The sequence below is a fragment of the Streptomyces europaeiscabiei genome, assembly GCF_036346855.1.
Taxonomy (GTDB): Bacteria; Actinomycetota; Actinomycetes; order Streptomycetales; family Streptomycetaceae; genus Streptomyces; species Streptomyces europaeiscabiei.
In genome coordinates, this window is sequence record NZ_CP107841.1 from 4,558,110 (window position 1) to 4,580,741 (window position 22,632).

General features: G+C 70.9%; 16 protein-coding genes. 6 read left to right on the forward strand and 10 right to left on the reverse strand.

From position 1 onward, the window contains the following. Positions 1–69: 69 nt before the first annotated feature. The 4 genes from OG858_RS19750 to OG858_RS19765 all read right to left on the reverse strand — a co-directional run bounded on the left by OG858_RS19750 (position 70) and on the right by OG858_RS19765 (position 5,405). A complete protein-coding gene (locus tag OG858_RS19750) occupies positions 70–1,539 on the reverse strand; it encodes an aldehyde dehydrogenase family protein (protein ID WP_086751129.1) in 1,470 nt (489 codons plus the stop codon). Next, positions 1,536–3,266, reverse strand: a complete 1,731-nt coding sequence (locus tag OG858_RS19755; protein WP_328544663.1) for an N-acyl-D-amino-acid deacylase family protein — start codon at positions 3,264–3,266, stop codon at positions 1,536–1,538. The genes OG858_RS19750 and OG858_RS19755 overlap by 4 nt, the downstream gene beginning before the upstream one ends. 106 nt (positions 3,267–3,372) lie before the next feature. Then, positions 3,373–4,491 (reverse strand): LLM class flavin-dependent oxidoreductase, encoded by a 1,119-nt coding sequence (locus OG858_RS19760; RefSeq protein WP_086751133.1) that lies wholly within the window; start codon positions 4,489–4,491, stop codon positions 3,373–3,375. A 161-nt stretch (positions 4,492–4,652) separates the two neighbouring features. Next, positions 4,653–5,405, reverse strand: coding sequence for an SDR family NAD(P)-dependent oxidoreductase (locus tag OG858_RS19765; protein WP_319066955.1), 753 nt, complete (start codon positions 5,403–5,405; stop codon positions 4,653–4,655). 197 nt (positions 5,406–5,602) lie between these two features. Between OG858_RS19765 and OG858_RS19770 the strand changes: the two genes are divergently transcribed. Beyond that, positions 5,603–6,340 (forward strand): hypothetical protein, encoded by a 738-nt coding sequence (locus OG858_RS19770; protein ID WP_319066956.1) that lies wholly within the window; start codon positions 5,603–5,605, stop codon positions 6,338–6,340. A gap of 140 nt (positions 6,341–6,480) precedes the next feature. Continuing rightward, the gene (locus OG858_RS19775; protein ID WP_319066958.1) at positions 6,481–7,272 is read left to right on the forward strand and encodes a hypothetical protein; all 792 of its coding nucleotides are present in this window, start codon (positions 6,481–6,483) and stop codon (positions 7,270–7,272) included. Between the two features lie 105 nt (positions 7,273–7,377). Here OG858_RS19775 and OG858_RS19780 read toward each other — a convergent pair whose 3' ends face one another. The 4 genes from OG858_RS19780 to OG858_RS19795 all read right to left on the reverse strand — a co-directional run bounded on the left by OG858_RS19780 (position 7,378) and on the right by OG858_RS19795 (position 13,571). Continuing rightward, complete coding sequence (locus OG858_RS19780) at positions 7,378–8,133, reverse strand: helix-turn-helix transcriptional regulator (RefSeq protein WP_408059414.1); 756 nt, start codon at positions 8,131–8,133, stop codon at positions 7,378–7,380. 570 nt (positions 8,134–8,703) lie between these two features. Beyond that, on the reverse strand, positions 8,704–9,606 hold the full coding sequence (locus tag OG858_RS19785) for an LLM class F420-dependent oxidoreductase (protein ID WP_328545319.1): 903 nt from the start codon (positions 9,604–9,606) through the stop codon (positions 8,704–8,706). Positions 9,607–9,924: 318 nt separating this feature from the next. After that, a complete protein-coding gene (locus OG858_RS19790; protein WP_256960820.1) occupies positions 9,925–11,973 on the reverse strand; it encodes a glycosyl hydrolase in 2,049 nt (682 codons plus the stop codon). A 650-nt stretch (positions 11,974–12,623) separates the two neighbouring features. Beyond that, positions 12,624–13,571, reverse strand: a complete 948-nt coding sequence (locus tag OG858_RS19795; protein ID WP_319066960.1) for a LysR family transcriptional regulator — start codon at positions 13,569–13,571, stop codon at positions 12,624–12,626. A 94-nt stretch (positions 13,572–13,665) separates the two neighbouring features. Here OG858_RS19795 and OG858_RS19800 point away from each other — a divergent pair, with 94 nt between their 5' ends. Continuing rightward, positions 13,666–14,442, forward strand: a complete 777-nt coding sequence (locus OG858_RS19800) for a sulfite exporter TauE/SafE family protein (RefSeq protein ID WP_319264729.1) — start codon at positions 13,666–13,668, stop codon at positions 14,440–14,442. 257 nt (positions 14,443–14,699) lie between these two features. Here OG858_RS19800 and OG858_RS19805 read toward each other — a convergent pair whose 3' ends face one another. Beyond that, complete coding sequence (locus tag OG858_RS19805; RefSeq protein ID WP_328544662.1) at positions 14,700–15,962, reverse strand: amidohydrolase family protein; 1,263 nt, start codon at positions 15,960–15,962, stop codon at positions 14,700–14,702. A gap of 288 nt (positions 15,963–16,250) precedes the next feature. On the opposite strand from OG858_RS19805, the gene OG858_RS19810 reads away from it, so the two are divergent. The 3 genes from OG858_RS19810 (at position 16,251) to OG858_RS19820 (ending at position 20,376) form a co-directional block, all read left to right on the forward strand. Further along, on the forward strand, positions 16,251–19,286 hold the full coding sequence (locus OG858_RS19810; protein ID WP_256960620.1) for an AfsR/SARP family transcriptional regulator: 3,036 nt from the start codon (positions 16,251–16,253) through the stop codon (positions 19,284–19,286). A gap of 308 nt (positions 19,287–19,594) precedes the next feature. Then, positions 19,595–19,816, forward strand: a complete 222-nt coding sequence (locus OG858_RS19815; RefSeq protein WP_046706480.1) for a hypothetical protein — start codon at positions 19,595–19,597, stop codon at positions 19,814–19,816. Between the two features lie 152 nt (positions 19,817–19,968). After that, the gene (locus OG858_RS19820) at positions 19,969–20,376 is read left to right on the forward strand and encodes a hypothetical protein (RefSeq protein ID WP_086749869.1); all 408 of its coding nucleotides are present in this window, start codon (positions 19,969–19,971) and stop codon (positions 20,374–20,376) included. Between the two features lie 460 nt (positions 20,377–20,836). Here OG858_RS19820 and OG858_RS19825 read toward each other — a convergent pair whose 3' ends face one another. Continuing rightward, on the reverse strand, positions 20,837–22,513 hold the full coding sequence (locus OG858_RS19825) for a fatty acid--CoA ligase family protein (RefSeq protein ID WP_319066963.1): 1,677 nt from the start codon (positions 22,511–22,513) through the stop codon (positions 20,837–20,839). Positions 22,514–22,632 lie beyond the last annotated feature (119 nt).

The following is a 22,632-nucleotide window of genomic DNA, read 5'->3' on the forward strand; positions in this document are numbered from 1 at the left end:
ACACGCTCAACACGCCGTTCACGCTGCATTCGAACATCATTGCGCCCAAAAGGATCAGAGGGGAAGAGCTCACCCGGGCCAGACGATCGCCTGCGTCTCGCTGTACGCGTGCAGCGCGTACGACCCCACGTCGCGCCCCACCCCGCTCTTCTTGAAGCCGCCGAACGGGGCCTCCATGTTGCGGCCGACGGTGTTCACACCCACGCCGCCCGCACGCAGGCGCCGGGCCACACGGAACGCCCGGGCCACGTCCCCGGACCAGACGTAGTCGATGAGGCCGTAGTCGCTGTCGTTGGCGAGGGCGACGGCCTCGTCCTCGTCGTCGAAGGGGAGGACGACCACGACCGGACCGAAGATCTCCTCGCGGACGACCCGCATGTCGGGGGTGCAGTCCGCGAGGACCGTGGGCGCGACGTAGAAGCCCCGCTCGTACGGGGGCCGTTCGCCCCCCGCCACCACCCGCGCACCCTCCTTGCGGCCCAGTTCGACGTACGACTCGACGCGGTCCCGGTGCGCCGCCGAGATCACCGGCCCGACCACCGTGCCCGGCTCGCGCGGGTCGCCCACCGGCAGCCGCCCCGCATACGCGCTCAGTTGGGTCACCAGTTGGTCGTAGACACCCCGCTGCGCGATCACCCGCGTCGGTGCCGTGCAGATCTGTCCGCTGTAGAAGGTGAAGGTGGTGGCGATGCCGGCCACCGCCGACCTCACGTCCGCGTCGTCGAAGACGACCGCCGCGCCCTTGCCGCCCAGCTCCATCAGCTGGCGCTTCATCCCGCGCCCGCACACCTCCGCGATCCGTTGTCCGACCGCCGTCGAGCCGGTGAAACTCACCATGTCGACGTCCGGCGAGTCCACGGCCGCCGCACCGACGTCCGCGCCCGACCCGCTCACCACGTTCACCACACCCGGCGGGGCACCGGCGGCCTCCAGCGCCTCCGCCATGCGGTAGACGGAGAGCGGATCCTGGGGGGCCGGCTTGACGACCACCGTGTTGCCCATGGCGAGGGCGGGGGCGATCTTGCCGGCCGGGTTGGCCCATGGGTTGTTGTACGAGGTGACGCAGGTGACCACGCCCACGGGGTGGCGTACGGCGAGGGCGCCCATCACGGCCGCCTTGCCGAAGGGGCCCGCCTCGTTGATCTGGGGGGCGATCGGCTCCTCCACCGGCTCGACGCGGGAGTACCGCTGGAAACGGGCCGCGCCCACCCCCACCTGCATCCCCCGTGCGGTACCGGTCGTCGCACCGCTCTCGGCCCGGGCGAGTTCGGCGTACGGGACGAGGTGACGCCGTATGTGGTCCGCCGTACGGGCGAGGATCGCGGCCCGCTCGGCGGCGGGCACCCGCGACCACGGGCCGAAGGCCTCGCGGGCGGCGGCGGCCGCCGCGTGCACCTGTTCGCGCGAGGCCTCCGGCGCCCACCCGACGACGTCCTCCGTCGCCGGGTCGACCACCTCGTAGTGCCCTCCGTCGGGCTCCACCCAGTTACCGCCGACGAACAGCCGCTGCCCGTCCGGCACTTGAGGCGCAGCGCTCACTTCGTACTCACCGTCCGCGTGTCCCGCCCGCTCCGCAGCACCTTCCCGGGCACGGCCCCGGTCACCACGTCGTCGCGGATCGCCTCGACGCCGTTGACCCAGACGGCCCGTATGCCGATCGCCCTGGAGTCCAGGCGTGGACTTTCACCCGGCAGGTCGTGCACCAGGGTGGCCTTGCCGGCGTCGACGCGCTCCGGGTCGAGGAGGACGAGGTCCGCATGCCACCCCTCCCGCACCTGCCCCCGTTCCCGCAGGCCGAAGAGGCGCGCCGGGTCGTCGGTCAGCATCTTCACCGCCTGTTCGAGCCCGACCAGCTTCCGGCCGCGCAGACAGTCCCCGATGAACCGGGTGGTGTACGGGGCGCCGCACATGCGGTCCAGATGGGCGCCCGCGTCCGAGCCACCGAGCAGCACGTCCTCGTGCCGCCAGGTCTCGGCACGCAGGGTCCAGGAGTCGGGGTCGTTGTCGGTGGGCATGGGCCACAGGACCGTACGGAGGTCGTCGGCGGCGCAGATCTCCACCAGGCACTCGAACGGTTCCTGCCCCCGCTCCGCCGCGATGTCCTTGACGACCCGCCCGGTGAGGCCCTCGTTCGCCTCGCTGTACGTGTCGCCGATGACGTACCGCCCGAAGTTGGCGAGCCGCCGGAAGACGCCCGCCTCCTTGCTGTCCGCCCGCCGCAGCAGCTCCGCCCGCACCTCCGCATCGCGCAGCCGCGCGATCCGCTCGGGCACCGGCAGGCTCAGGACCGGACCCCACCCGGGGATCAGGTTCAGCGCGCAGAACGTGCCCAGCGACATGTTCATCGGCGTGAGGATCGGCATCGTCAGGGCCACCACCCGGCCGCCGGCCTTCCGCGCCCGCTCGCTCGCCTCCAGCTGCCTCGGCACGCGCTCGGGGACGGCCGCGTCGATGGTGAGGACGTTCCAGTTGAGGGGGCGGCCGGCCACCGCGCTCATCTCCACGAAGAGGTCGATCTCTTCGTCGCTGAACTGGTCCAGGCACCCCGCGACGATCGCCTCGATCTGCGTGCCCTCGTGCTCGCCGACCGCCCGTGACAGCGCGATCAGTTCGGCGGGTTTCGCGTGCCGCGACGCGACGGGCTGCCCGTCGCCGTCGCTGTGCGTCGAGGACTGCGTGGTCGACAGCCCCCACGCCCCCGCCTCCATCGCCTCGTGGAACAGCCGGAGCATCGCGTCCAGTTGCTCGTCACTCGGCTGCCCGCCGATCGCGTCCGGTCCCATCACGTACCGCCGCAGCGCGCAATGCCCCACCATGAAGCCCGCGTTGACGGCGATCCGTCCTTCGAGGGCGTCCAGGTACTCCCCGAACCCGTGCCAGCTCCAGGGCGCCCCCTCCTCCAGCGCGACCAGCGACATCCCCTCGACCTTGGACATCATGCGGCGCGTGTAGTCGGCGTCCTCGGGACGGGAGGGGTTCAGGGGCGCCAGCGTGAACCCGCAGTTCCCGCCCGCGACCGTCGTCACCCCGTGGTTGAGGGAGGGCGTCGCGTACGGGTCCCAGAACAGCTGGGCGTCGTAGTGGGTGTGCGGATCGACGAACCCGGGGGCGAGCACGAGGCCGACCGCGTCCTCGGACGTACGGGCCTCTTCGGTCACCGTCCCGATGACGGCGATACGGCCGTCGCGTATGCCGACATCGGCTGTGTACGCGGGCGCGCCTGTCCCATCGACGACGGTCACACCCTTGATGACATGGTCGAGCATGCCTCACCCCTCCGGACGCCTGGTAGCAACCGAATACCGCGGTCGGCCCAGGGGCGCGGGGAACTGCGCGACCAGCCCCCGCGAACCCGCAGCCGTCGTACACACCTCAACCCGCCGCCCGGAACCGCGAGGTCCGGTGCACGGGATCTGTGTCGATCTTCGGAATGACGTGCTCCCCGACCAGCCTGATCGTCTGCAGGGTCGCCTCCTTCGGCACCCCCACCGGCAACCCGAAGCTCAACTGGTCCGCCCCGGCCTGCTCCCACCGCTTGCACTGCCGGAACACTTCGTCCGGGTCCCCACAGATCAACAGCTCTTCCTCGATGAGCAGTTCGATGAACTCCTCGTTGTACTCGGGCAGCGTCTCCGGCCAGACGGGGAAGCCGTCGGGCCGGGGGAACGTGTCGTGGTACCGGAAGACGAGCGACGGCAGATAGTGCAGCCCGCCGCTCACGGCGATCCGCACCGCCTCGTCGTGCGTGGGCGCGCAGATCGCGGTCGTCGTCACCATCACGTTGTCGTTGACGAAGTCACCGATCGGCTCGGCGTCGACGATCGCCGTCTTGTACTTCTCCAGCACCCACTCCATGTCGGAGACCTTCTGCACGCTGAAGCCCAGCACGCCGAGCCCCTTGCGCGCGGCCATGGAGTACGACGGCGGCGACCCGGCGGCGTACCACATCGCGGGGTGCGACTTCCCGTACGGCTTGGGCAGGATCTTGCGCGGCGGCAGTGACCAGTGCTTGCCCTGGAAGCCGACGTACTCGTCCTGGAGCCACATCTTGGGGAACTCGGCGATGGTCTCTTCCCAGATCTCCTTGGTGTAGTTCATGTCGGTCACACCGGGGATGAAGCCGAGGATCTCGTGCGATCCGGCCCCGCGTCCGCTGCCGAACTCGAAGCGGCCCTCGGTGAGATGGTCGAGCATGGTGACCTTCTCGGCGACCTTCACCGGGTGGTTGACCTGGGCTAGCGGGTTGAAGATCCCGGAGCCCAGATGGATCCGGTCCGTGGCGTGCGCGAGGTACCCGAGGAAGACGTCGTTGGCGGAGAGGTGCGAGTACTCCTCCAGGAAGTGGTGCTCGGACGCCCACGCGTACTTGAAGCCGGACTTGTCCGCCTGGATGACGTACTCGGTCTCCTCCATCAGCGCCTTGTGCTCCGCGAGCGGGTCCGTCTCGGCCCGCTTGCCCACGTATCCCTGTACAAAGAGCCCGAATTCCAAGGAGGTTCACCATCCCCAGCGATACCCGGCAGCCGTATCTGACTGTGCGTCAGATTTCGATACGGCCGACTGTTCCACCGGCCCCGTGGAGCGTCAATAGCTGACGTGCCGTCAGATACGTGCGCCCGGGACGCGTGCGGTGCGCGCTCGGACACGAACGGTCACAGACTCACCCCGGCCAGCCAGCCCCCGTCGATCACGAACGGCTGCCCGGTGACGTAGGAGGAGTCCTCGCAGGAGAGGAAGAGGGCGAGGCGGGCGACCTCCTCGGGGCGGCCGATCCGACCGAGCGGGATCCGCTTGCGGTAGAGCTTGGTGACGGCCTCGGCGGTCGCCTCGTCGCCCGGGTCGGTCATCGCGGTGTCGATGGAGCCGGGGCAGACCGCGTTGACCCGGATGCCCTTGCGGGCCAGCTCCAGCGCGGCGACCCGGGTGAGGCCGACGATCGCATGCTTGGTCGCGGCGTACGCGCCGACGTACGCCATGCCCGTCAGCCCCGTGTACGAGGCGGTGTTGACTATCGTGCCGCCGCCGGCCGCCTCGATCTCGGGGGCCAGGGCCTTGATGCCGAGGAAGACACCGACCTGGTTGACCCGCACGACCTGCATGAACTCGTCGAGGGGGGTGTCGACGAGGGAGTTGAAGCGCAGGACGCCGGCGTTGTTGACGAGGCCGTCGACACGGCCGTACGCCTTCTTGGCGGCGGCCACCGCCGCGGACCAGTCGGCCTCGCTGGACACATCCAGGTGTACGTAGAGCGCGCCGATCTCCTTGGCGAGGGCCTCCCCCTGGTCGTCGAGGACGTCGGCGACGACGACCTCCGCCCCCTCGGCCCGGAACAGCCGGACCTCCTGCTCGCCCTGGCCGCGCGCGGCGCCTGTGACGAGGACGACACGTCCGTCGAGCTTGCCCATGTGGACTCCCTTCGCGGTGCGTTGACCGAGGTCAGCGTACCTCTGTAGCTGACGAAGCGTCAGATGCGCGGCGAGTGCTTGCGATTGCGATTGCAAGTGACCAATGGGTAGGGACATTTGACCCTGTCCACGCCATGCACGGGACCCCAATAATCCGTCATCGGAAGGTAAAGCCAACCCCAAGGAGAGAGCCGAACATGGCGAAGAGGCGCTTCAAGAACAAGAAGGTCCGGTACCTGGCGATCGGGGCCTCACTCCTGACCGGTACGGCAGTCGTCACCGTGCTTCTGCCGTCGGCCAACGCCGCCGACGAGAAGACGCCCGACCAGATCATGAGGATGTGCGAAAGGACTGCCAAGCTCAACGGAAAACAGCAGTCCGTGAGGGACTTCAACGGTGCGTTCGCGGACGGTTTCGAGTCCGACACCTGTGATTTCGTCGAGACGAAGTTCGAGACCTTCGACGGCCCCACCGAGAAGGTCACCGTCGACTTCCCGAACTGCGAGCCGAACGCCACCGAGCCGTCGAAGGTGACCACCGAGTTCTCGAAGGCGGTGGGCCAGGGCCAGGGCAAGTACACCGCGACCCAGCAGGGCGCCCTCGGTGGTCTCTTCGGAGCCCTGAGCGGCGGCTGGGTGAAGCACAAGGGCACCCTGGACATGACCACCAAGACGGCCACCGCGAGCGAGTCGGAACAGCGGGAAGTGCCCGTCGGCAAGGTCATGCATGTGACGTTCACGCCGAAGATGCAGCGCATGACCGGCGAATGGCGGGTGCACCTCGACGCCGATCCTGGAAGCTTCGCCGTGAACCCCTCCCCCGAGAAGAACTTCGTGGCGCCGGAGGTCGTCGAGGGCCCGGTCATCCTGGAGAGCGCCGCGGGCACGCCCGGACTCGCGGACGGCACCAGCAAGGTCGTCCTGGAGGACTGCTGACCGAGGGCCGGCAGCCGACAACCTCGGGGCGCCCGCCCCACCCCACAGACTTCTCCCCCCACGGGATCCCCCCACTCCGCACGGGAGACAACCCCTCCCACCCTTGCTCATCCCCCTCATCACCCTCGCAGGAGACGCACATGACACGCACCGGGCGCAGCGGCAACCACCGCAGCAAGAAGAAGCGCATCACCCTCGCGCTGGCGCCGGTCGCCGCCCTCGGACTGGCCGTCCCGCTGATGTACAGCGCGGGTGCCGCCACCCCCGACGAGGTGGCCACCGACTGCCGTACGGACTCGGACAAGCTGGAGAACTGCGAGTTCGTCGACGTCCAGGTCAAGCGCAACAGCCTCGGCCCCAACGAACGGGTCACCTCGGTGACCGACAACTGCGGAGTCAGCACCGCGGCGACGAAGACCTTCAGCGGCACGGCGTCCGTGGCACGCACCATTCAGCTGGAGGACGGCTTCAACACGGACGGCAGCACGAAGCTGGCGAGCTCCGTCTTCGAGATCGGCGTCAAGTTCGCCACGCAGGAATTCAACATCAAGCGCGACGACACCACGTCGTCGTTCTCCTTCTCGAGGAGTGACAACGTCAAGCCGGACCACATCGCCTTCTTCATGTGGTCCCACAAGCGCACCGACGTGAGCGGTTTCCTCAAGGCCACCTACAAGGATGCCCAGGACGGCCAGAAGGTGTTCTTCTCGCCCAGCGAGGGGGCCACGAGCGTCCACGTCTTCTATCCGCAGCTCCTGCCCAGCGGAACGCCGGACGGCCGGCTCTGGCTGCGCAACGTCCAGTGCGGTACGCCCCAGGCCAACGGAATCATCAACAGCGAGAACAGCGCCCGCGCCGAACCCGGATTCGACGAGGGTGGCGCGAACGTGACCGACATCGAGGTTCCGCTCTCGGAAATCACCATTCAATAGCCGCCGGAGAAACCCGAGCAATCCCCCGTGCCATGCGCGGGGGATTTTTTCGTGCGTTTCTCAAACGGTCTCCACATGTTCCTGAAAGCACTCAATCCGGCGTTCTCATATGCGAACTCCGGGGGCCGCCCCCAGCCATCGCAGCACCGCCTCCGTACTTCCCCGGGCATCGAGCTTGGCGTAGACGTTGCTGAGGTTGTTGCGGACGGTCTTCTCGCTCAGCCTCAGGCGCAGCCCGATCTCCTGGGCGCCGAGGCCGGTGGAGAGGAGCTCCATGATCTGGCGTTCGCGGGGCGAGAGCAGTGAGCGCAGCCGCTCCATCGCCTCTCCGTGGTCCGGCAGATGCTGGGCCGCGTCCCGGATGGCGGCGCAGGCGACGGGCGAGAAATAGGTGTGGCCGACCGTGGCGGCCATGACCGCGGAGGAGAGCATGCAGGTGCAGTAGTCGCCCTCGACCAGATAGCCGGCCCCGCCCCGGAACACCTCCACGACCGCCTCGGGGTCCCGGCGGGGGCTGACGACGATCACCGGGGCGCTCATGGACCCCATGGCCCTCAGCAGCACCGCGAAGGACGTCGACGGGTCCTCGCAGCGCAGGACCACGACGTCCACCTCGGTCTCACGGAGTTCACGGTAGGGCGGGGGGACGTGCAGCGCGCTGCTCACGTACCGGTCGTCGGGGGCCGGCCAGTCGTCGTGCGGCCACTCCCCATCGCCGCAGGCGAGCGCGACGGACAGGCCCTGGGACGACGGTTCCGGCAGGCGGGGCGGGTGCGCCGGGACACGGGTGGGTTGTGCGGGAACAGCTGAAACGGGGGTGCCTGCGTGCTGGGACGTGCTGACGTGCCGGGTAGATCGCACCTCACGTGTCCTTCCGCCGAAGCCATGACTCCCCTACATACGTGACTCGGGCGTAAGTTGTTCGAAGTTTCAAGAACGAAGCGCCAAGCTGTCAGACAGGTTCTGCCGTCCCGGCCCACCACCGAGAACGAAACGTCTCGGCCGTGAACTCCCCCGCCAGGCAGGAGAGTTTGTGCAAGCCGGTCAAACAGCGAGTGCGGAGCCTCTGCGGTGGGTGGGCGGTAGGGTCCGGGTGTGCGTTGATCTGCCGGGCGGTGGCCGAGGGCTGCCGCAGAGAGTGCGGGTGACCCCGATAAGTCCCGGGGCCGCCCTGTCGGCATACCCGTCGTCCACCACACCGGAGATCACGCCATGACCGCTCAGCAACCCGGGGTGAAACGGGATGCGCCGATTCGACGATTCGGCGATTCGACGATTCGACGAGGGAGGCGATACGACCGGTCAGCGCGCAGCCGGCTCCCACCGCACCAGATTGGCGGCAGCCTGAGCGACCGGCTCGATGATCTCCCAGGCCTCGGCGGCCCCCAGCCGCCTGGCTTTCCACGGCCTCCATGGCAGGGCGGGCTGCTTCTACAGCAACGGACCCACCTCGCCGCCGAACTTCTTTATCTGGTCCGTTAGTTCACCCCGGCCACGGCTCCGGAACCGCACCTGGATCTGGTCCACCCCCATCGCCCCGTACGCCCGCAGCGACTCCGCGAGGGCTTCCGGGCGGCCGGTGAGGGTGCGGCGGCCGACGTCCCAGTCCGGCTCGCCGACGTACAGCGGCTCGGTGATCGCGCCGATGGTGAGGGGGGTGGTGACGCCGGCCTCCTCCCGTAGGCGGCGGAGGCGGGTGATCTGGGCCGGGAGCCGGTCGCGGGGGTCGCCCTGCGGCAGCCAGCCGTCGCCTCGGACGGCGGCCCGGCGGACGGCGGCGGGGGACGAGCCGCCCACCCACACCGGGATACGGTCCTGAGCCGGGCGGGGACGCTGACCCAGGTCCTCGAAATCGTACACCTTGCCGTGGTGGGAGGGGAATTCGTCCGGGCCGAGGGCAGCCCGGAGGGCGTCGACGCACTCGTCCAGGACGGCTCCCCGGCGGTCGAAGTCGACGCCGAGCGCCTCGAACTCCTCCTGTACATGGCCGGCGCCCACGCCGAGGATCAGCCGGCCGCCGGAGAGGTGGTCGAGGGTGGCGTACTGCTTGGCGGTGACGAGCGGGTGGCGCAGGCCGACGACCGCGACATGGCTGAGCAGCCGGACCCGTTCGGTGACGCCCGCCAGGTAGGCGAGCGTGGCGACCGGGTCGTACCAGACCGTGCTCATCGCGGGCGCGAGGCGGCGCGGGATGGCCACGTGGTCGCAGGTGGCGATGTACGCGAACCCGGCCCGGTCGGCGGCCCGCGCGATCTCGGCCAGATCCTCCGGCCCGGCGTCCGCCTCCCAGGGCTCGGCGTAGAGGGTGCTCTGCGACTGGACGGGGAGCTGCATGCCGTAGGCCGGTCGGCCAGGCCCGCCACGCCCGCCCGGTCCGCTCTCCTGCGGCGCTCCCAGTGCTCCCAGTGCTCCCGGCATTCGCGGTGTTCGCACGGTCACTTCCCCACTTCCGGCCGACGACTGGGCTGCCCCATCGTCGTATCTGACGATCCGTCAGACAAGGGGTGCGGCAACGGCGTTGCGGGGCGAGGGCGCGGGCGGTTTCGCCGGAGGGGCACCGCCGAGACAGTCGGAGCCCTGCACCGGGCTGCGCGGCGCGCGGCAGTCGCACACGAGCGGACTCGGACGGCGGCGCCCCCTGTGGCGGGTGCGTCATTCGGCCCTGATGTTGTCCACGTGCACGACGCCCTTGGTCGCCGCGTCGCTTCCGCTTCCATGGACGAGGTACAGGTTGAACGCCGTCACCTTGGCGAGACGGGCCGCATCGAGCACGGCTCCGGCGTTTGCGGTGTCCCAGGGAGCGGGCGCGAACTCGCTGAAGGGTGCCCTGACCTCCTGCCCGTTCGTGTCGGACAGCGGAACCTGGTACCAGAAGTCGACTCCGCCGGCGACGATCTGGAGCGCCCCGCCGTTCGCGGAACCGTCGCCCCGCAGCCACAGCGCGAGGGAGGTGAAGGCGTTCCAGTCCGCGTTGACCGGCTTGCCCATGCCGGTGTACGCGGCGCCGGAGAAGTCGTACGCGTAGGCCAGTCCGTAGGAGCCCGAGGACTTGTGGTCGGCCGACAGGGTGAGGGTGTGGGAGTTGACGTGGGTGTACGCCTCGCTCAGGGCGGCGTCGTCCCCGGCGTAGCCCTCGAAGTCGTCGACCCAGCCGGCGGGCAGGGGCGCGACCTCGCCGAGGAGGACCACGGCCGAGTCGGTGAGCGTCCTGCCGTCCACCCGTGCGCTCACGGTGAGGGTCGCCGAGCGGTTGCCCGGCGAGGACGGGCCGGCCAGCCAGTCGCCCGAGCCGATCGACCAGTCTCCCGAGTAGAAGCCGTCGGCGTCGAGGCGCAGAGGCCTGGCGCGTCCACCGTTCACGGAGTAGGTGACCCGGCTCGCCCTCGCGGGCGTGACACGTACCCGGACGGTGGTCCTGCGGCCCGTCACGCGCTGTCGGTCCGTGGGGGTCGCGAGGTGCATGAGCGGGGCGTTCCTGACAGCGGTGGTGCGCGCGGAGTACACCCCCCGAAGATCGGCGGCGAACAGGGTGTAGGGGTCCTGGTGGTACTTGCCGAAGTCCGGCAGCAGGACGTGGCCCGGGTACGGCACATAGGCGCGCTTGGTGCCTCCGAAGTTGGCCCAGGTGAGCATGTACGTCACCTGACGGGCCAGGGGGTCCGCCTCGATGGCCTGCGCCAGCCGGGTGAACCACTGCGGGTCGCGGGCCTCGGTACCGCCCTCCCCGAACTCGGTGAGGGCCGGAGCCTTGCCCCGCTCGTTCGCCAGCCGGACCACCATCGCCAGGTCCTTCACCAGACCGTCCAGCCAGGGGGTCGGTCCGGCGTTCTCGTCGTAGGAGTCGTAGCCGAGGATGTCGACGAAACGGTCGCCCGGGTAGGTCTTCAGGTAGCCGGTCGGGTCGCCTCCGAAGCTGGAGTTGGGCGAGTAGGCGTAGAGCAGGTTGTGAACGCCCCTGGTGTCGCGCAGGTACTCGACGGTGTAGCGGTACAACTCGATGTACTCGCGCGAGGTCGCATGGCCGGCGCCCCACCAGAACCAGCCCGCGTTGTTCTCGTGGAAGGGACGGAAGATGACCGGGATCGCGGTGCCGTCCGGCCGCCGAGCGCCCTTGACCGCCTTCGCGATGCGGTCGAGGAAGGCCTTGAAGTCCGCGTGCTTCGCGCCTCCGGGAAGGATCTGGCCGACCACTTGGCCCCTGGTGTCGTAGAAGTTCTCGCCGGTGACGAAGTTCGGCATGTGGGCGCTGAGGGTGTTGATCCCGCCGCGTGCGTCCCCCTGCCGGATGCACCGGGTGAGCGCGGCGATGTTCTCGGCTTCGGTTCCGTTCTGGGTACCGGGGCGTTCGTCGCCGTCGAGGACGAGGGTGTCCCAGCCGAAGACCGCGGGGTGGTCGCCCACCGCCGCTCTGGTGTCGGACGCCTTGCCGTCGGGGGTGGTGAAGGTGAAGCCGTAGGTGAGGTCGTGCTGGTGGCCGAACAGGATGCCTTTGCCCTGCTGCCGCTTCAGGTACGCGAACAGTGCGCGGGTGGCGGGGGTCGCCCTGTCGTCGACTATCCGGACCGGCGTCGGCGTGCCGGCGGGTGCCGGGGAGGTCGCCGCGGCGGCCATCGACGCTCGGGCGCCGGCTGCCATGGCGACCGCGGCGCCGATGAGGACGAACGCGCGACGCTTCATGGGCGGGTTGGACATATTGGACATGTACATCTCCTTGGCGTGGCGATCTCTCGTGCCGGGGGGAAGTGACTCACTGGGTCGAGTGCGCCGCGCCGGGGGCGGGTGTCGTGGGCCGGCAGCCCCCGTCGGATCGAGGAACAGCGGCGCGGCGCGCGGTCGCATGCCGACGCTCGCCCTTGTCCTGTGCCAGGTCAGAGCGTCGCTCGGGTGACTTGGGGTAGGCGGCCCGCTCAGTCGCCCGTCGTGCGGTCGTCGCCTTCCGGGGGGACGAGCAGTCGTCCACTTGCCGGCCTGTGCCACCGCGAGGGCCGAGAACGTGGTTGCCACCGCGGCAAGGGCGACACGGGTCGCCGCCGCCCTGGACGTCCAGGGTCTGTCGGTCACTTGTGGGGCCTTCTGTGACGCGCCAGGCTGCAGGCTGCAGGCTCAAAAAAAGGGGGCTTGGTCGGGGACATGCGCAACGCGCGACACGCACGTGATCCAAGTGCCGTTATTTGACTGGAGATTCAAGAAAATAGAAAGGGGTTGTGCTGAGGTTGCGTCTGCCTCGGCCAAGCCGACACGGGGCGAATCTCCAATGAAGAAGATCACTTCGGCTGATTCACCAACTCACCAGGCAAACAGCGGAAGTTGGGGCCGACCGTGGGCTCCAGCGGCCACATCTCACATCAAGATCATCCCGTGGCCCCTTCTGGGCCTGTCTCGGCGATGCCCCTCGGCGGGAGGGAGCGGGCCGCCTGTCGCAGGTGTTCGGCCAGTGCCTCGGCCGCCGTCGACGCGGGTGAGGTGCGGGCCTTGGCGCCCCAGGCCAGCAGGTGGTGGCGGCGGGCCCAGGGCTCCCGCAGTTCGCACACGTCCAGCGGCTGCCGGTCCGGGTCCAGAGCACGGCGGGGTACGACGGCGAGGCCCACTCCGGCGGAGGCGAGGGCGACGAGAGTGCCCAGGTCGGCGACGGTGGTGCGGTGGCGGGCGGCGGGGGCGTGCGGGCCGAGGTGTTTCTCGATCCAGCGGCGGAGCGAGGAGTCGGCGTCGAGGCCGACGAGGGGGTGCTCGGCCACTTCGCTGTACGTCAGCGCGGTGCGCCCGGCGAGGATGCCGCCGGACTGGCCGACCACGACGAGGGAGTCGTCGCCGAGGGGTTCCGTGTCGAGGCCCTGGTCGCGGGCCTCGTCGTCGACGACGACCCCGAGGTCCGCCTCGCCGGCCGCGAGCAGCCGCAGGGTGCGCGGCGTGCGGCTCTCGGAGACGGTGACGTCGATGTCCGGGTGGGCCCGCAGGAACGAGACCAGGGCGCGCGGCACCAGCCGGTGCAGGGCGGAGCCGCCGCCCAGCAGGGTCAGGGGCGCGGTCCGGGGGCGCGCGTAGCTGGCGACGGCGCTTTCGAGGCGGGCCGTGCGGTCGAGGACCTCGCGGGCGTGGCGGGCCAGCGCGGTCCCCGCCGGGGTGGGCCGCACCCCGCGCCGGCCCCGGATCAGCAGGGCCACCCCGGCGTGGTGTTCCAGGGACCGCACCCGCGCGCTGGCCGACGGCAGGCTCAGATGCATCCGGCGGGCGCCCGCCGTGATCGAGCCCTCCGTCACGATGCCGAGGAAGAGCCGCAGGTCGTCAAGGTCGTAGCGCACCGCGTCAGCCTATGGCAGGGGCAGAGGCTGAATGCGGGAATCGCGCATGGTGGACCCATTGCAGGAACCTTGTCCGGGCCGCGATGCTCGCGGGATGTCGGAGATCCTCCTCGTGCTGCTGGCCGGTATCGCCGCCGGCACGCTGAACGCCGTCGGCGGCGGGGGCACGTTCGTGGCGCTGCCCGCCCTGGTCGCGGCCGGCCTGCCCCCGGTGACGGCGAACGCGGCCTCGACCATCGCCCTGCTGCCCGGCTCGGTGGCCGGTGCCTGGGTCTCCCGGCATGAGATCACCCAGGTCGGAGCGGCATCCACGCGGGCACTGACCATGACCAGTGCGCTCGGCGGTGGCCTCGGCGCGGTCCTGCTGCTGGTCCTGCCGTCGTCCTCGTTCGACGCCGCCGTGCCCTGGCTGCTGGCCTTCGCGACGGTCGTCCTCGCCTTCGGGCGTCCCGCCCTGCGGCTGCTCGGCGCCGCGCCGGAACGGGCGGCGGGCCTTGGGCCCCGGGTCCTCCTGACGGGACAGTTCCTGCTCTCCGTGTACGGCGGGTACTTCGGTGGAGCCGTAGGCATCCTGATGCTGGCCCTGTGGAGCCTCGGCCTAGGCCTGGACCCCGCCACGGGCAACCCCATGCGGATCGCCCAGGTCACCGCCGTCTACCTCAGCGCCGCCGCGCTGTTCCTCGTCGCCTCGGACGCGCTCACCGCTCCGCTGCTCCTCGCCGCCATGCTCGTCGGCGCCGTCGCGGGCGGTTTCGGCGGGGCGCGCCTCGCCCTCCGCCTGCCGGCGCGTGCGCTTCGGGGCATCGTCCTGGGCACGGCGGTGGCGATGACGGTGCTGTACTTCCTTCGTGCGGGAATCGGCAGCGGCTGACATGACCGACGGTTTGCGCCCCCGCCGCCCCTACCCGTCCCATCCTCAAGGGGCTGCGCCCCTTCGACCCCCAAGACGCGGGTCCGGTGGGGCTTCTCGCGCAGTTCCCCGCGCCCCTGAGAAGCAGGGGCTGCGCCCCGTGCTTTTCAGGCCCGCAGGGGCCTGAATCCTTTAGGGGCACGGGGAACTGCGCGACCAGCCCCCACCGGACCCGCACCGACCACGCACCCGATCCCTCGCCCTCACTCCCCCAACCCTCAGACGGTCGTCGGCCCCGCCCAGAGCCCCTCCTCCGTGAGCCCGAGCAGCTCGATCGCGTTGCGTCGCACGATGCGGTCGACGACCTCCGGCTCCAGGTGCCCCATCTGCGCCTCGCCGACCTGCCGCGACTCGGGCCAGGTGGAGTCGGAGTGGGGGTAGTCGGTCTCGTACAACACGTTCCCCACGCCGATCGCGTCGAGGTTCTTCAGCCCGAACGCGTCGTCGAAGAAACAGCCGTAGACGTGGTCGGCGAACAGCTCCGACGGCGGGCGGTGGACCTTGTCGGCGACGCCTCCCCAGCCCCGGTTCTCCTCCCACACGACGTCCGCGCGCTCCAGGATGTACGGGATCCAGCCGATCTGACCCTCGGCGTACATGACCTTGAGGTTCGGGAAGCGCTCGAACTTGCCGCTCATCAGCCAGTCGACCATCGAGAAGCAGCAGTTGGCGAAGGTGATCGTGGACCCGACGGCGGGCGGCGCGTCCGCGGAGGTGGACGGCATCCGGCTCGACGACCCGATGTGCATCGCCACGACCGTGCCGGTCTCGTCGCAGGCGGCGAGGAAGGGGTCCCACTCGTCGGTGTGGACGGAGGGGAGGCCCAGGTGCGGGGGTATCTCGGAGAAGGCCACGGCCCGGACCCCCCGGGCCGCGTTGCGCCGCACCTCCGCCGCCGCCAACTCCGCGTCCCAGAGCGGGATGAGGGTGAGGGGGATGAGCCGCCCCTGAGCCTGCGGCCCGCACCACTCCTCCACCATCCAGTCGTTGTACGCCCGGACCCCGAGCAGCCCCAGCTCATGGTCGGCGGCCTCGGTGAACGTCTGCCCGCAGAAGCGCGGGAAGGTCGGGAAGCACAGGGCCGACTGGACGTGGTTGACGTCCATGTCCGCGAGGCGCTGCGGCACGTCGTACGAGCCGGGGCGCATCTGCTCGTAGGTGATGATCTCCAGCTTGATCTCGTCCCGGCTGTATCCCACCGCCGTGTCCAGGCGGGTCAGCGGGCGGTGCAGGTCCTCGTAGACCCACCAGTCGCCGATCGGGCCGTCGTCGCCGGGGGCGCCCATGACGGGCTTGAAGCGCCCGCCGAGGAACGTCATCTCCTTCAGCGGCGCGCGGACCACGCGGGGCCCGATGTCGAGGTACTTCTTCGGCAGCCGGTCCTGCCAGACGTTCGGCGGCTCCACCGTGTGGTCGTCGACGGAGATGATCTTCGGGAAGGTGGTGGTGGGATCCGTGGCGCTCGTCTCCAAGGTGTCCATGTCCGTCACGGTAGCGCTGATCTGACGACCCGTCAGTAATCTGGCGTCCGCTCTCCGCACGCCACCGCGTGAGCCGCTCCGTGCGGCACCGACGCCGGCCGGAATGGCCGGGACACGCCGGGACACACCAGGTGGCGGACGGGCATCGGGGCGCGAATGCGCGTGGAGAGCCTGTGTGGACCTGGTGACATCCCGCGTGGCTACCTGTGATCGCCCTCCCCCACGGCTGACGGATCCGCCATGAACAAGGCAAACTGGCCTGGTTGCCAGGCAGCTTGGGGGGCGTCGATGGGTGGTGAACCGGGAGTGCCGGAGATCGGAGTGCCGCGCGTACCGGAGCAGAGGGGTGCCGTGGACGCCCGGATTCCGGAACCGGACCCCCAGGCCGCGGCCGAATTGCGCTTCGCCGTGCTCGGTCCCGTGCGGGCCTGGCGCGGAGCCGAGCCTCTCGCCACCGGTTCGCCCCAGCAACGCGCCCTGCTCGCCGCACTGTTGTTGCGTGAGGGCCGCACGGCCACCGCGAGCGAGCTGATCGACGCGCTGTGGGGCGACGATCCGCCGTCGCAGGCACTGGCTGCCGTCCGGACGTACGCCTCGCGGCTGCGCAAGGTGCTCCCCGGTGTGCTGGTCAGCGAGTCCGGCGGCTACGCGGTCCGCGCGCTGTCCGGCGGCGCGCTGGACCTCGCCGTGGCCCAGGAACTGGCCACCGACGCCGAGAAGGCCAAGAACTCCGGGGATCTGTGCCATGCCCGCCGCCTGCTGAACAAGGCGCTGGGGCTGTGGGACGGCGAGGTCCTGGCGAATGTTCCGGGGCCGTACGCGGAAACCCAGCGGGCCCGGCTCGACGAATGGCGTCTCCAACTGGTCGAGACGCGCCTCGACATGGACCTGGAGCAGGGCTGCCACGCGGAGGCGGTGTCCGAGCTGACCGCACTCACCGCCGCGCACCCTCTGCGGGAGCGTCTGCGTGAACTGCAGATGCTGGCGCTGTACCGGAGCGGGCGGCAGGCGGAGGCCCTCGCGGTGTACGCCGACACGCGCCGCCTGCTCGCCGACGAACTCGGCGTGGACCCGCGCCCGGGTCTGCGGGATCTGCAGCAGCGCATCCTGCAAGCGGACCCCGGCCTCGCGGAGCCCTCGGCCCCGATCGCTCCCGAGCCGGCCGCCGCGCCCGTCCGCCCCGCCCAACTCCCGGCATCCGTGCCGGACTTCACCGGGCGGTCGTCCTTCGTGGCCGAGCTGAGCGAGGTGCTCTCGGCGGCCTCCGCCGCGGAGGGCCGTGTGATGGCCGTGTCCGCGCTGGCCGGCATAGGCGGCGTGGGCAAGACGACCCTCGCGGTGCACGTGGCCCACGAGGCTCGCGGCGCGTTCCCGGACGGGCAGCTGTACGTGGACCTGCAGGGCGCCGGCGCGCGCCCGGCGGAACCTGAGACGGTGCTGGGCTCTTTCCTGCGCGCCCTCGGTACGGCCGACTCGGCGATCCCCGACTCCCTGGAGGAGCGGGCCGCGCTGTACCGCTCGGTCCTGGACGGCCGCCGGGTGCTGGTGCTGCTGGACAACGCGCGGGACGCGGCCCAGGTGCGGCCGCTGCTGCCGGGCACGGCGGGCTGCGCGGCGCTCGTGACGGCCCGGGTGCGGATGGTGGACCTGGCCGGGGCGCATCTCGTCGACCTGGACGTGATGTCCCCCGACGAGGCCCTCCAGCTCTTCACGAAGATCGTCGGTGAGGAGCGGGTCGCCTCGGAGCGCAAGGCCGCGCTCGACGTGGTCGCGGCCTGCGGTTTCCTTCCGCTGGCCATTCGGATCGCCGCGTCGCGGCTGGCGGCGCGCAGGACGTGGACCGTGTCGGTGCTGGCGGCGAAGCTGGCCGACGAGCGCCGCCGACTCGACGAACTCCAGGCCGGCGACCTGGCCGTCAAGGCCACCTTCGAGCTGGGTTACGGTCAGTTGGAGCCCGCCCAGGCGCGCGCGTTCCGCCTCCTGGGCCTGGCCGACGGTCCCGACATCTCCCTGGCCGCCGCGGCAGCCGTACTGGACCTGTCGCCGGACGACACCGAGGATCTGCTGGAGATCCTCGTCGACACCTCCCTCCTGGAGTCGGCAGCGCCGGGCCGCTACCGCTTCCACGACCTGGTCCGCCTCTACGCGCGTGCATGCGCCGAACGGGACGAACAGCCGCCGGGCGTGGGGGCACCTCCCACGTCTTCCGGGCAGTGGGGGAGGGACGCGGCGATGTCGCGGTTGCTGGACTTCTACCTGGCCACGGCGGCCGAGGTCTACGCCATCGAACGCCCCGGTGACCGTCTGGTGGACCACCTGGAGCCCACCGAGTACCCCGGGCTGCGCTTCACCGAGGGCTCCGCGGCCCTGGACTGGCTCTACACGGAGGCGGCCTGCCTCCTTGCGTGTGCGCGGCAAGGGGCGGGGTCGGACCGGTTGCGGCGGGCGGTGGACCTGCTGTGGGCGGCCAACGACCTGACGGAGTCGGGGGCCAACTCCCACCAGTACGAGACGACCGCGCGGGCGATGTGCGATGCCACGCGGGCCGCGGGGGATACGCGCGCGGAGGGCAGGGCGCGGACGACGCTCACCAACGTCCTGCTGGTCAACGGGCGTATCCAACAGGCTGAGAAAGAAGCACAGACCGCCCTGGATCTCGCGTCCGCCGCGCAGGACGACACCGCCGTCAGCTGGGCAGCCAACGATCTGGGGCTCATCTGCCTGCACCAGGGCCGGTACCCGGACGGCAAGGTTTTCTTCGAGCGGGCCCTCAAGGGTCTACGGGCAGCCGGCAACCGACCCTTCGAGGCGACCTGCCTCGGCAATCTCTCCCGAGCGCACCTGGGCATGGACGACGTCGAAAAGGCGGTCGAGATCGCACGGCGCGGCCTCGCGCTGCACATCGACATCGGCCGGACGCTGCGGCTCGGCAACAGCCACTACGCCATGGGCATCACCCTGAACAGGGCCGGTCGGCACGCGGAGGCCCTCGTCCAGTTCTCCGAGGCGCTGGGCATCCTCAGCGAACACCGGCAACGGCTCTGGGAGGGCACGACCAACTTCCGCATCGCCGAGGTGCATCTGGCGGCCCGTCGCCCCGCCCAGGCGGCCCGGCACGCCGAACAGGCCCTCGCGCTCGGCTGCATCGGCGGTGACCGCATGCGGGGCAACGTCCTGACGCTTCTCGGACGGACGCTCTCCGCGCTGGGCCAGGTGGACCGGGCAAGGGCCTGTTGGCAGGAGGCGCTGAGCCTCTACGAATGCTGCGGCGCTCCGGAGACCGCCGAGGTACGCGCCCTGCTCACGCCGGCCACGGCGGCGTGAACGCCCCTGTCCCCACGAGGCGGTCGCCCTCCTTACGCGAGGCGATCGCCCCTCCTTGCCGCGAGGCGGTCGCCCTGCTTCCCACGAGCCGGTCGCTCCCCTCCCCACGAACCGGTCGCGAGCGTTCAGCATTCGTTTATCTCTCCCCGGCACTCTCGTATGTGTCACACCGTCGCGTCGGGGGGCAGGCGGTCTGACCAGGAGCCTCCCCGGTTAGGGTGCGGTTCCGGACGCCCGTCCAGCGGCCCTCGGGGGAGCTTCTGGACGGGCGTTCCTCACTCGTCAGCACAGTGAAGGAAGTCAAGCCCATGAGCGACAAGAAGAAGGACGCGGTCGCGCCTGACGAGGCGAACGCGGACGAGCCCATCACCACGCAGGACTACCCGATGCCCGCGCCGCCCGCGCCGGACTCGGACGCCATCACGACGCAGGACTACCCGATGCCGGCCCCGCCGGCGGACCCGGACGCCATCACCACCAAGGACTACCCGATGCCGGCCCCGCCCGCCCTGGACCTGGGCGGCAAGTAGCACGACCAGACCTTCCATCCCGACGGGGATCGGCCGCGGTGGCGCGGAGGGGGAGCCACCGCGGCCGAGGCATGTCCGGGCCTCGGGCCGGTCCGGCAGCCTCGGCAGTTCCCGCGGCGGGAGCCACACACCCGATCCGGAGAAGGGCCAGGATGATCTCAGCGCAAGTCGAACCCGGTGAGCCCGTCGTCCCACGGCCGGAAAGAACACCCGCCACACTGCGTGGGGCCCTTGCACAGGTGGCCCCCCACCGCCTGCGGGAGATGGAACGGCAGAAGGACGAGGCCATCACCCTGGCGGCACACACGGGCGGCCTGGGTCCCATCACCCGGTTCCTCGAAACCTGGGCCGTGACCGTCGAGATCGCCAGGATCCCCGCCTCGGCCGCCCGGCTGCGCGCCGCCGAGCACACCGCGCGGACCGTCGACCACGACGACCCCGCCTGGCGCGAGGCCATGGACGAGATCCACGACCTCCACGCAGCCGCCCGGAAGTCCCTCGACCGGGAATCGGCCGCCCGGCAAACGTCTGACGGAAAGCCGTTCACCCGCGAGTCGTGACCGGGCCGGGGACGCGTCGGCGAAGCAGCCGAAACCGACAGCCGCGCACCCACGAGCCGCTCGACCGGGAACGACCGACACGGGCCCACGGCCCGACACAGACGCTCAGCCCGGCACAGGCCCACGGCCCGACACAGGCCCCCGGCCCGGCGGCGGCCCGCCTCCAGCCCACCTCGGCGCCCGGCACGCACGAGCCCCCACGTCGGGGACGCGTCGGCGAAGCAGCCGAAACCGACAGCCGCGCACCCACGAGCCGCTCGACCGGGAACGACCGGCACAGGCCCACGGCCCGACACAGACGCTCGGCCCGGCACAGGCCCCCGGCCCGGCGTCGGCCCGCCCCCAGCCCACCTCGGCGCCCAGCCCACCTCGGCGCCCAGCCCACCTCGGCGCCCAGCCCACCTCGGCGCCCAGCCCGCCTCGGCGCCCGGCACGCACGAGCCCCTACGTCGGCGCCCCCTCATCTCCCCCGCAACTCCCCCTTCACCACCTTCCCGCTCGCGTTCCTCGGCAGCTCCCGCACGAAGTCCACCGCCCTCGGCACCTTGTAGTTGGCCATCTCGCGCCGGGACCAGGCGATGAGGTCGTCGGCGGTGACCAGGGACCCCGGGCGGCGGACGACGTACGCCTTGCCGACCTCGCCCAGCCGGGTGTCCGGGACGCCGACGACCGCCACGTCGGCCACGTCCGGGTGGAGGCCGAGGAGTTGCTCGATCTCGGCCGGGTACGCGTTGAAGCCTCCGACGATGAACATGTCCTTGATCCGGTCGGTGATACGGAGGTTGCCGGCGTCGTCGAGGACGCCGACGTCACCGGTGCGGAGCCAGCCGTCGGCCGTGACGGCACGGGCGGTCTCGGCGGGGTCCTCGAAGTAGCCCCGCATGACGTTGAAGCCGCGGACCAGCACCTCCCCGGGGGAACCGGCCGACAGGGCCTTCCCCAGCGGGTCGACGACCCGCACCTGCGTCCCCGGGACCGCCCGCCCGGACGTCGACGCGATCACCGACGGCTCGTCGCCGCGCCGGCACATCGTGACGATGCCGGAGGCCTCGGACAGGCCGTACGCCGTCAGGACGGTGTCCACGCGCAGCTCCGCCCGCAGCCGCTCGACCAGTTGGAGCGGCACCACCGCCGCGCCCGTCACCACCAGGCGCAGGGCGCTCAGGTCGTAGTCGCCGCGGGCGGGGTGGTCCAGGAGGGACTGGTGGAGGGTGGGCGGGCCGGGGAGGACGGAGACGCGCTCCGCCGCCACGTTGGCCATCGCCGTCTCCACGTTGAACACCGGCTGCGGGATCATCGTCGCGCCCCGCATGAGGCACGCGATGATTCCCGCCTTGTAGCCGAAGGTGTGGAAGAAGGGGTTCACGATGAGGTAGCGGTCGCCCTGCCGGAGCCCGGCCAGCTCGCTCCACACCTCGTACGCCCGCAGGGTCTGCGCGTGCGTGATCACCGCGCCCTTGGGGCGGCCGGTGGTACCGGAGGTGAAGATGATGTCGGAGGGGGAGTCCCCCGTGAGCCGGGCCGACCTCTCCCGCACCTCCCCCACCCCGACCCCGTCGCCGCTCGCGAGGAAGTCCTTCCAGGTGCGGAAGTCGGCGGGGGCGTCGTCCGACAGCACCACCACCTGCTCCAGGTGCGGGAGTCCGGGCAGCGGGCCCGGCCGCTCGCACACGCTCCCGGCCCCCGGCGCCCGCAGCCGGCCGCCGTCCGCGCCCGCGGCCCGCCGCAGCGAGGCCACGTACGACGTCCCCAGGAACGTCCCGGTGATGAACAGCAGCTTCGCCCGGCTGCGCGCCAGGACGTCCGCCGTTTCGCCGCCCTTGAAGCGGGTGTTCAGCGGGACGAGCACCGCGCCCGCCGAGACGGCGCCGAGCGCGGAGACGATCCAGTCGAGGGAGTTCGGCGCCCAGAGGGCGACCCGGTCGCCGACCCCGACCCCGTTCGCGACGCACGCGGCCGCCGCGCGTTCCACCCGCGCGCCCAGCTCCGCGTACGACACCCGCGTACGCCCGTCGACGACGGCCTCGACCCCGCCGAACCGCTCGACGGCCGAGCGGACCAGCCCCGGGACGGTCCCCCACTCCACGTCACCGCGCCCGTCCGAGTCACCACCGCGCCCATCCAAGTCACCGCGCACAACAGGCCTCCGTACCCGAGAACCAGTGTCCCAGCACTAGCTGACTACCCGTCAGATTAGCTGTACCCTGACGGACTGTCAGCAGCCGTCCGCCGCCGGACAGACTCGGCTGCCGTCAA

Excerpts from the sequence above, each read along its gene's own strand:
- OG858_RS19755 (WP_328544663.1), bottom strand. The coding sequence starts at position 3,266 with ATGCTCGACCATGTCATCAAGGGTGTGACCGTCGTCGATGGGACAGGC.
- OG858_RS19805 (WP_328544662.1), bottom strand. The coding sequence starts at position 15,962 with ATGGACACCTTGGAGACGAGCGCCACGGATCCCACCACCACCTTCCCG.
- OG858_RS19815 (WP_046706480.1), top strand. The coding sequence starts at position 19,595 with ATGAGCGACAAGAAGAAGGACGCGGTCGCGCCTGACGAGGCGAACGCG.
- OG858_RS19765 (WP_319066955.1), bottom strand. The coding sequence starts at position 5,405 with ATGGGCAAGCTCGACGGACGTGTCGTCCTCGTCACAGGCGCCGCGCGC.
- OG858_RS19810 (WP_256960620.1), top strand. The coding sequence starts at position 16,251 with ATGGGTGGTGAACCGGGAGTGCCGGAGATCGGAGTGCCGCGCGTACCG.
- OG858_RS19775 (WP_319066958.1), top strand. The coding sequence starts at position 6,481 with ATGACACGCACCGGGCGCAGCGGCAACCACCGCAGCAAGAAGAAGCGC.
- OG858_RS19800 (WP_319264729.1), top strand. The coding sequence starts at position 13,666 with ATGTCGGAGATCCTCCTCGTGCTGCTGGCCGGTATCGCCGCCGGCACG.
- OG858_RS19790 (WP_256960820.1), bottom strand. The coding sequence starts at position 11,973 with ATGTCCAATATGTCCAACCCGCCCATGAAGCGTCGCGCGTTCGTCCTC.
- OG858_RS19770 (WP_319066956.1), top strand. The coding sequence starts at position 5,603 with ATGGCGAAGAGGCGCTTCAAGAACAAGAAGGTCCGGTACCTGGCGATC.
- OG858_RS19820 (WP_086749869.1), top strand. The coding sequence starts at position 19,969 with ATGATCTCAGCGCAAGTCGAACCCGGTGAGCCCGTCGTCCCACGGCCG.
- OG858_RS19785 (WP_328545319.1), bottom strand. The coding sequence starts at position 9,606 with ATGCAGCTCCCCGTCCAGTCGCAGAGCACCCTCTACGCCGAGCCCTGG.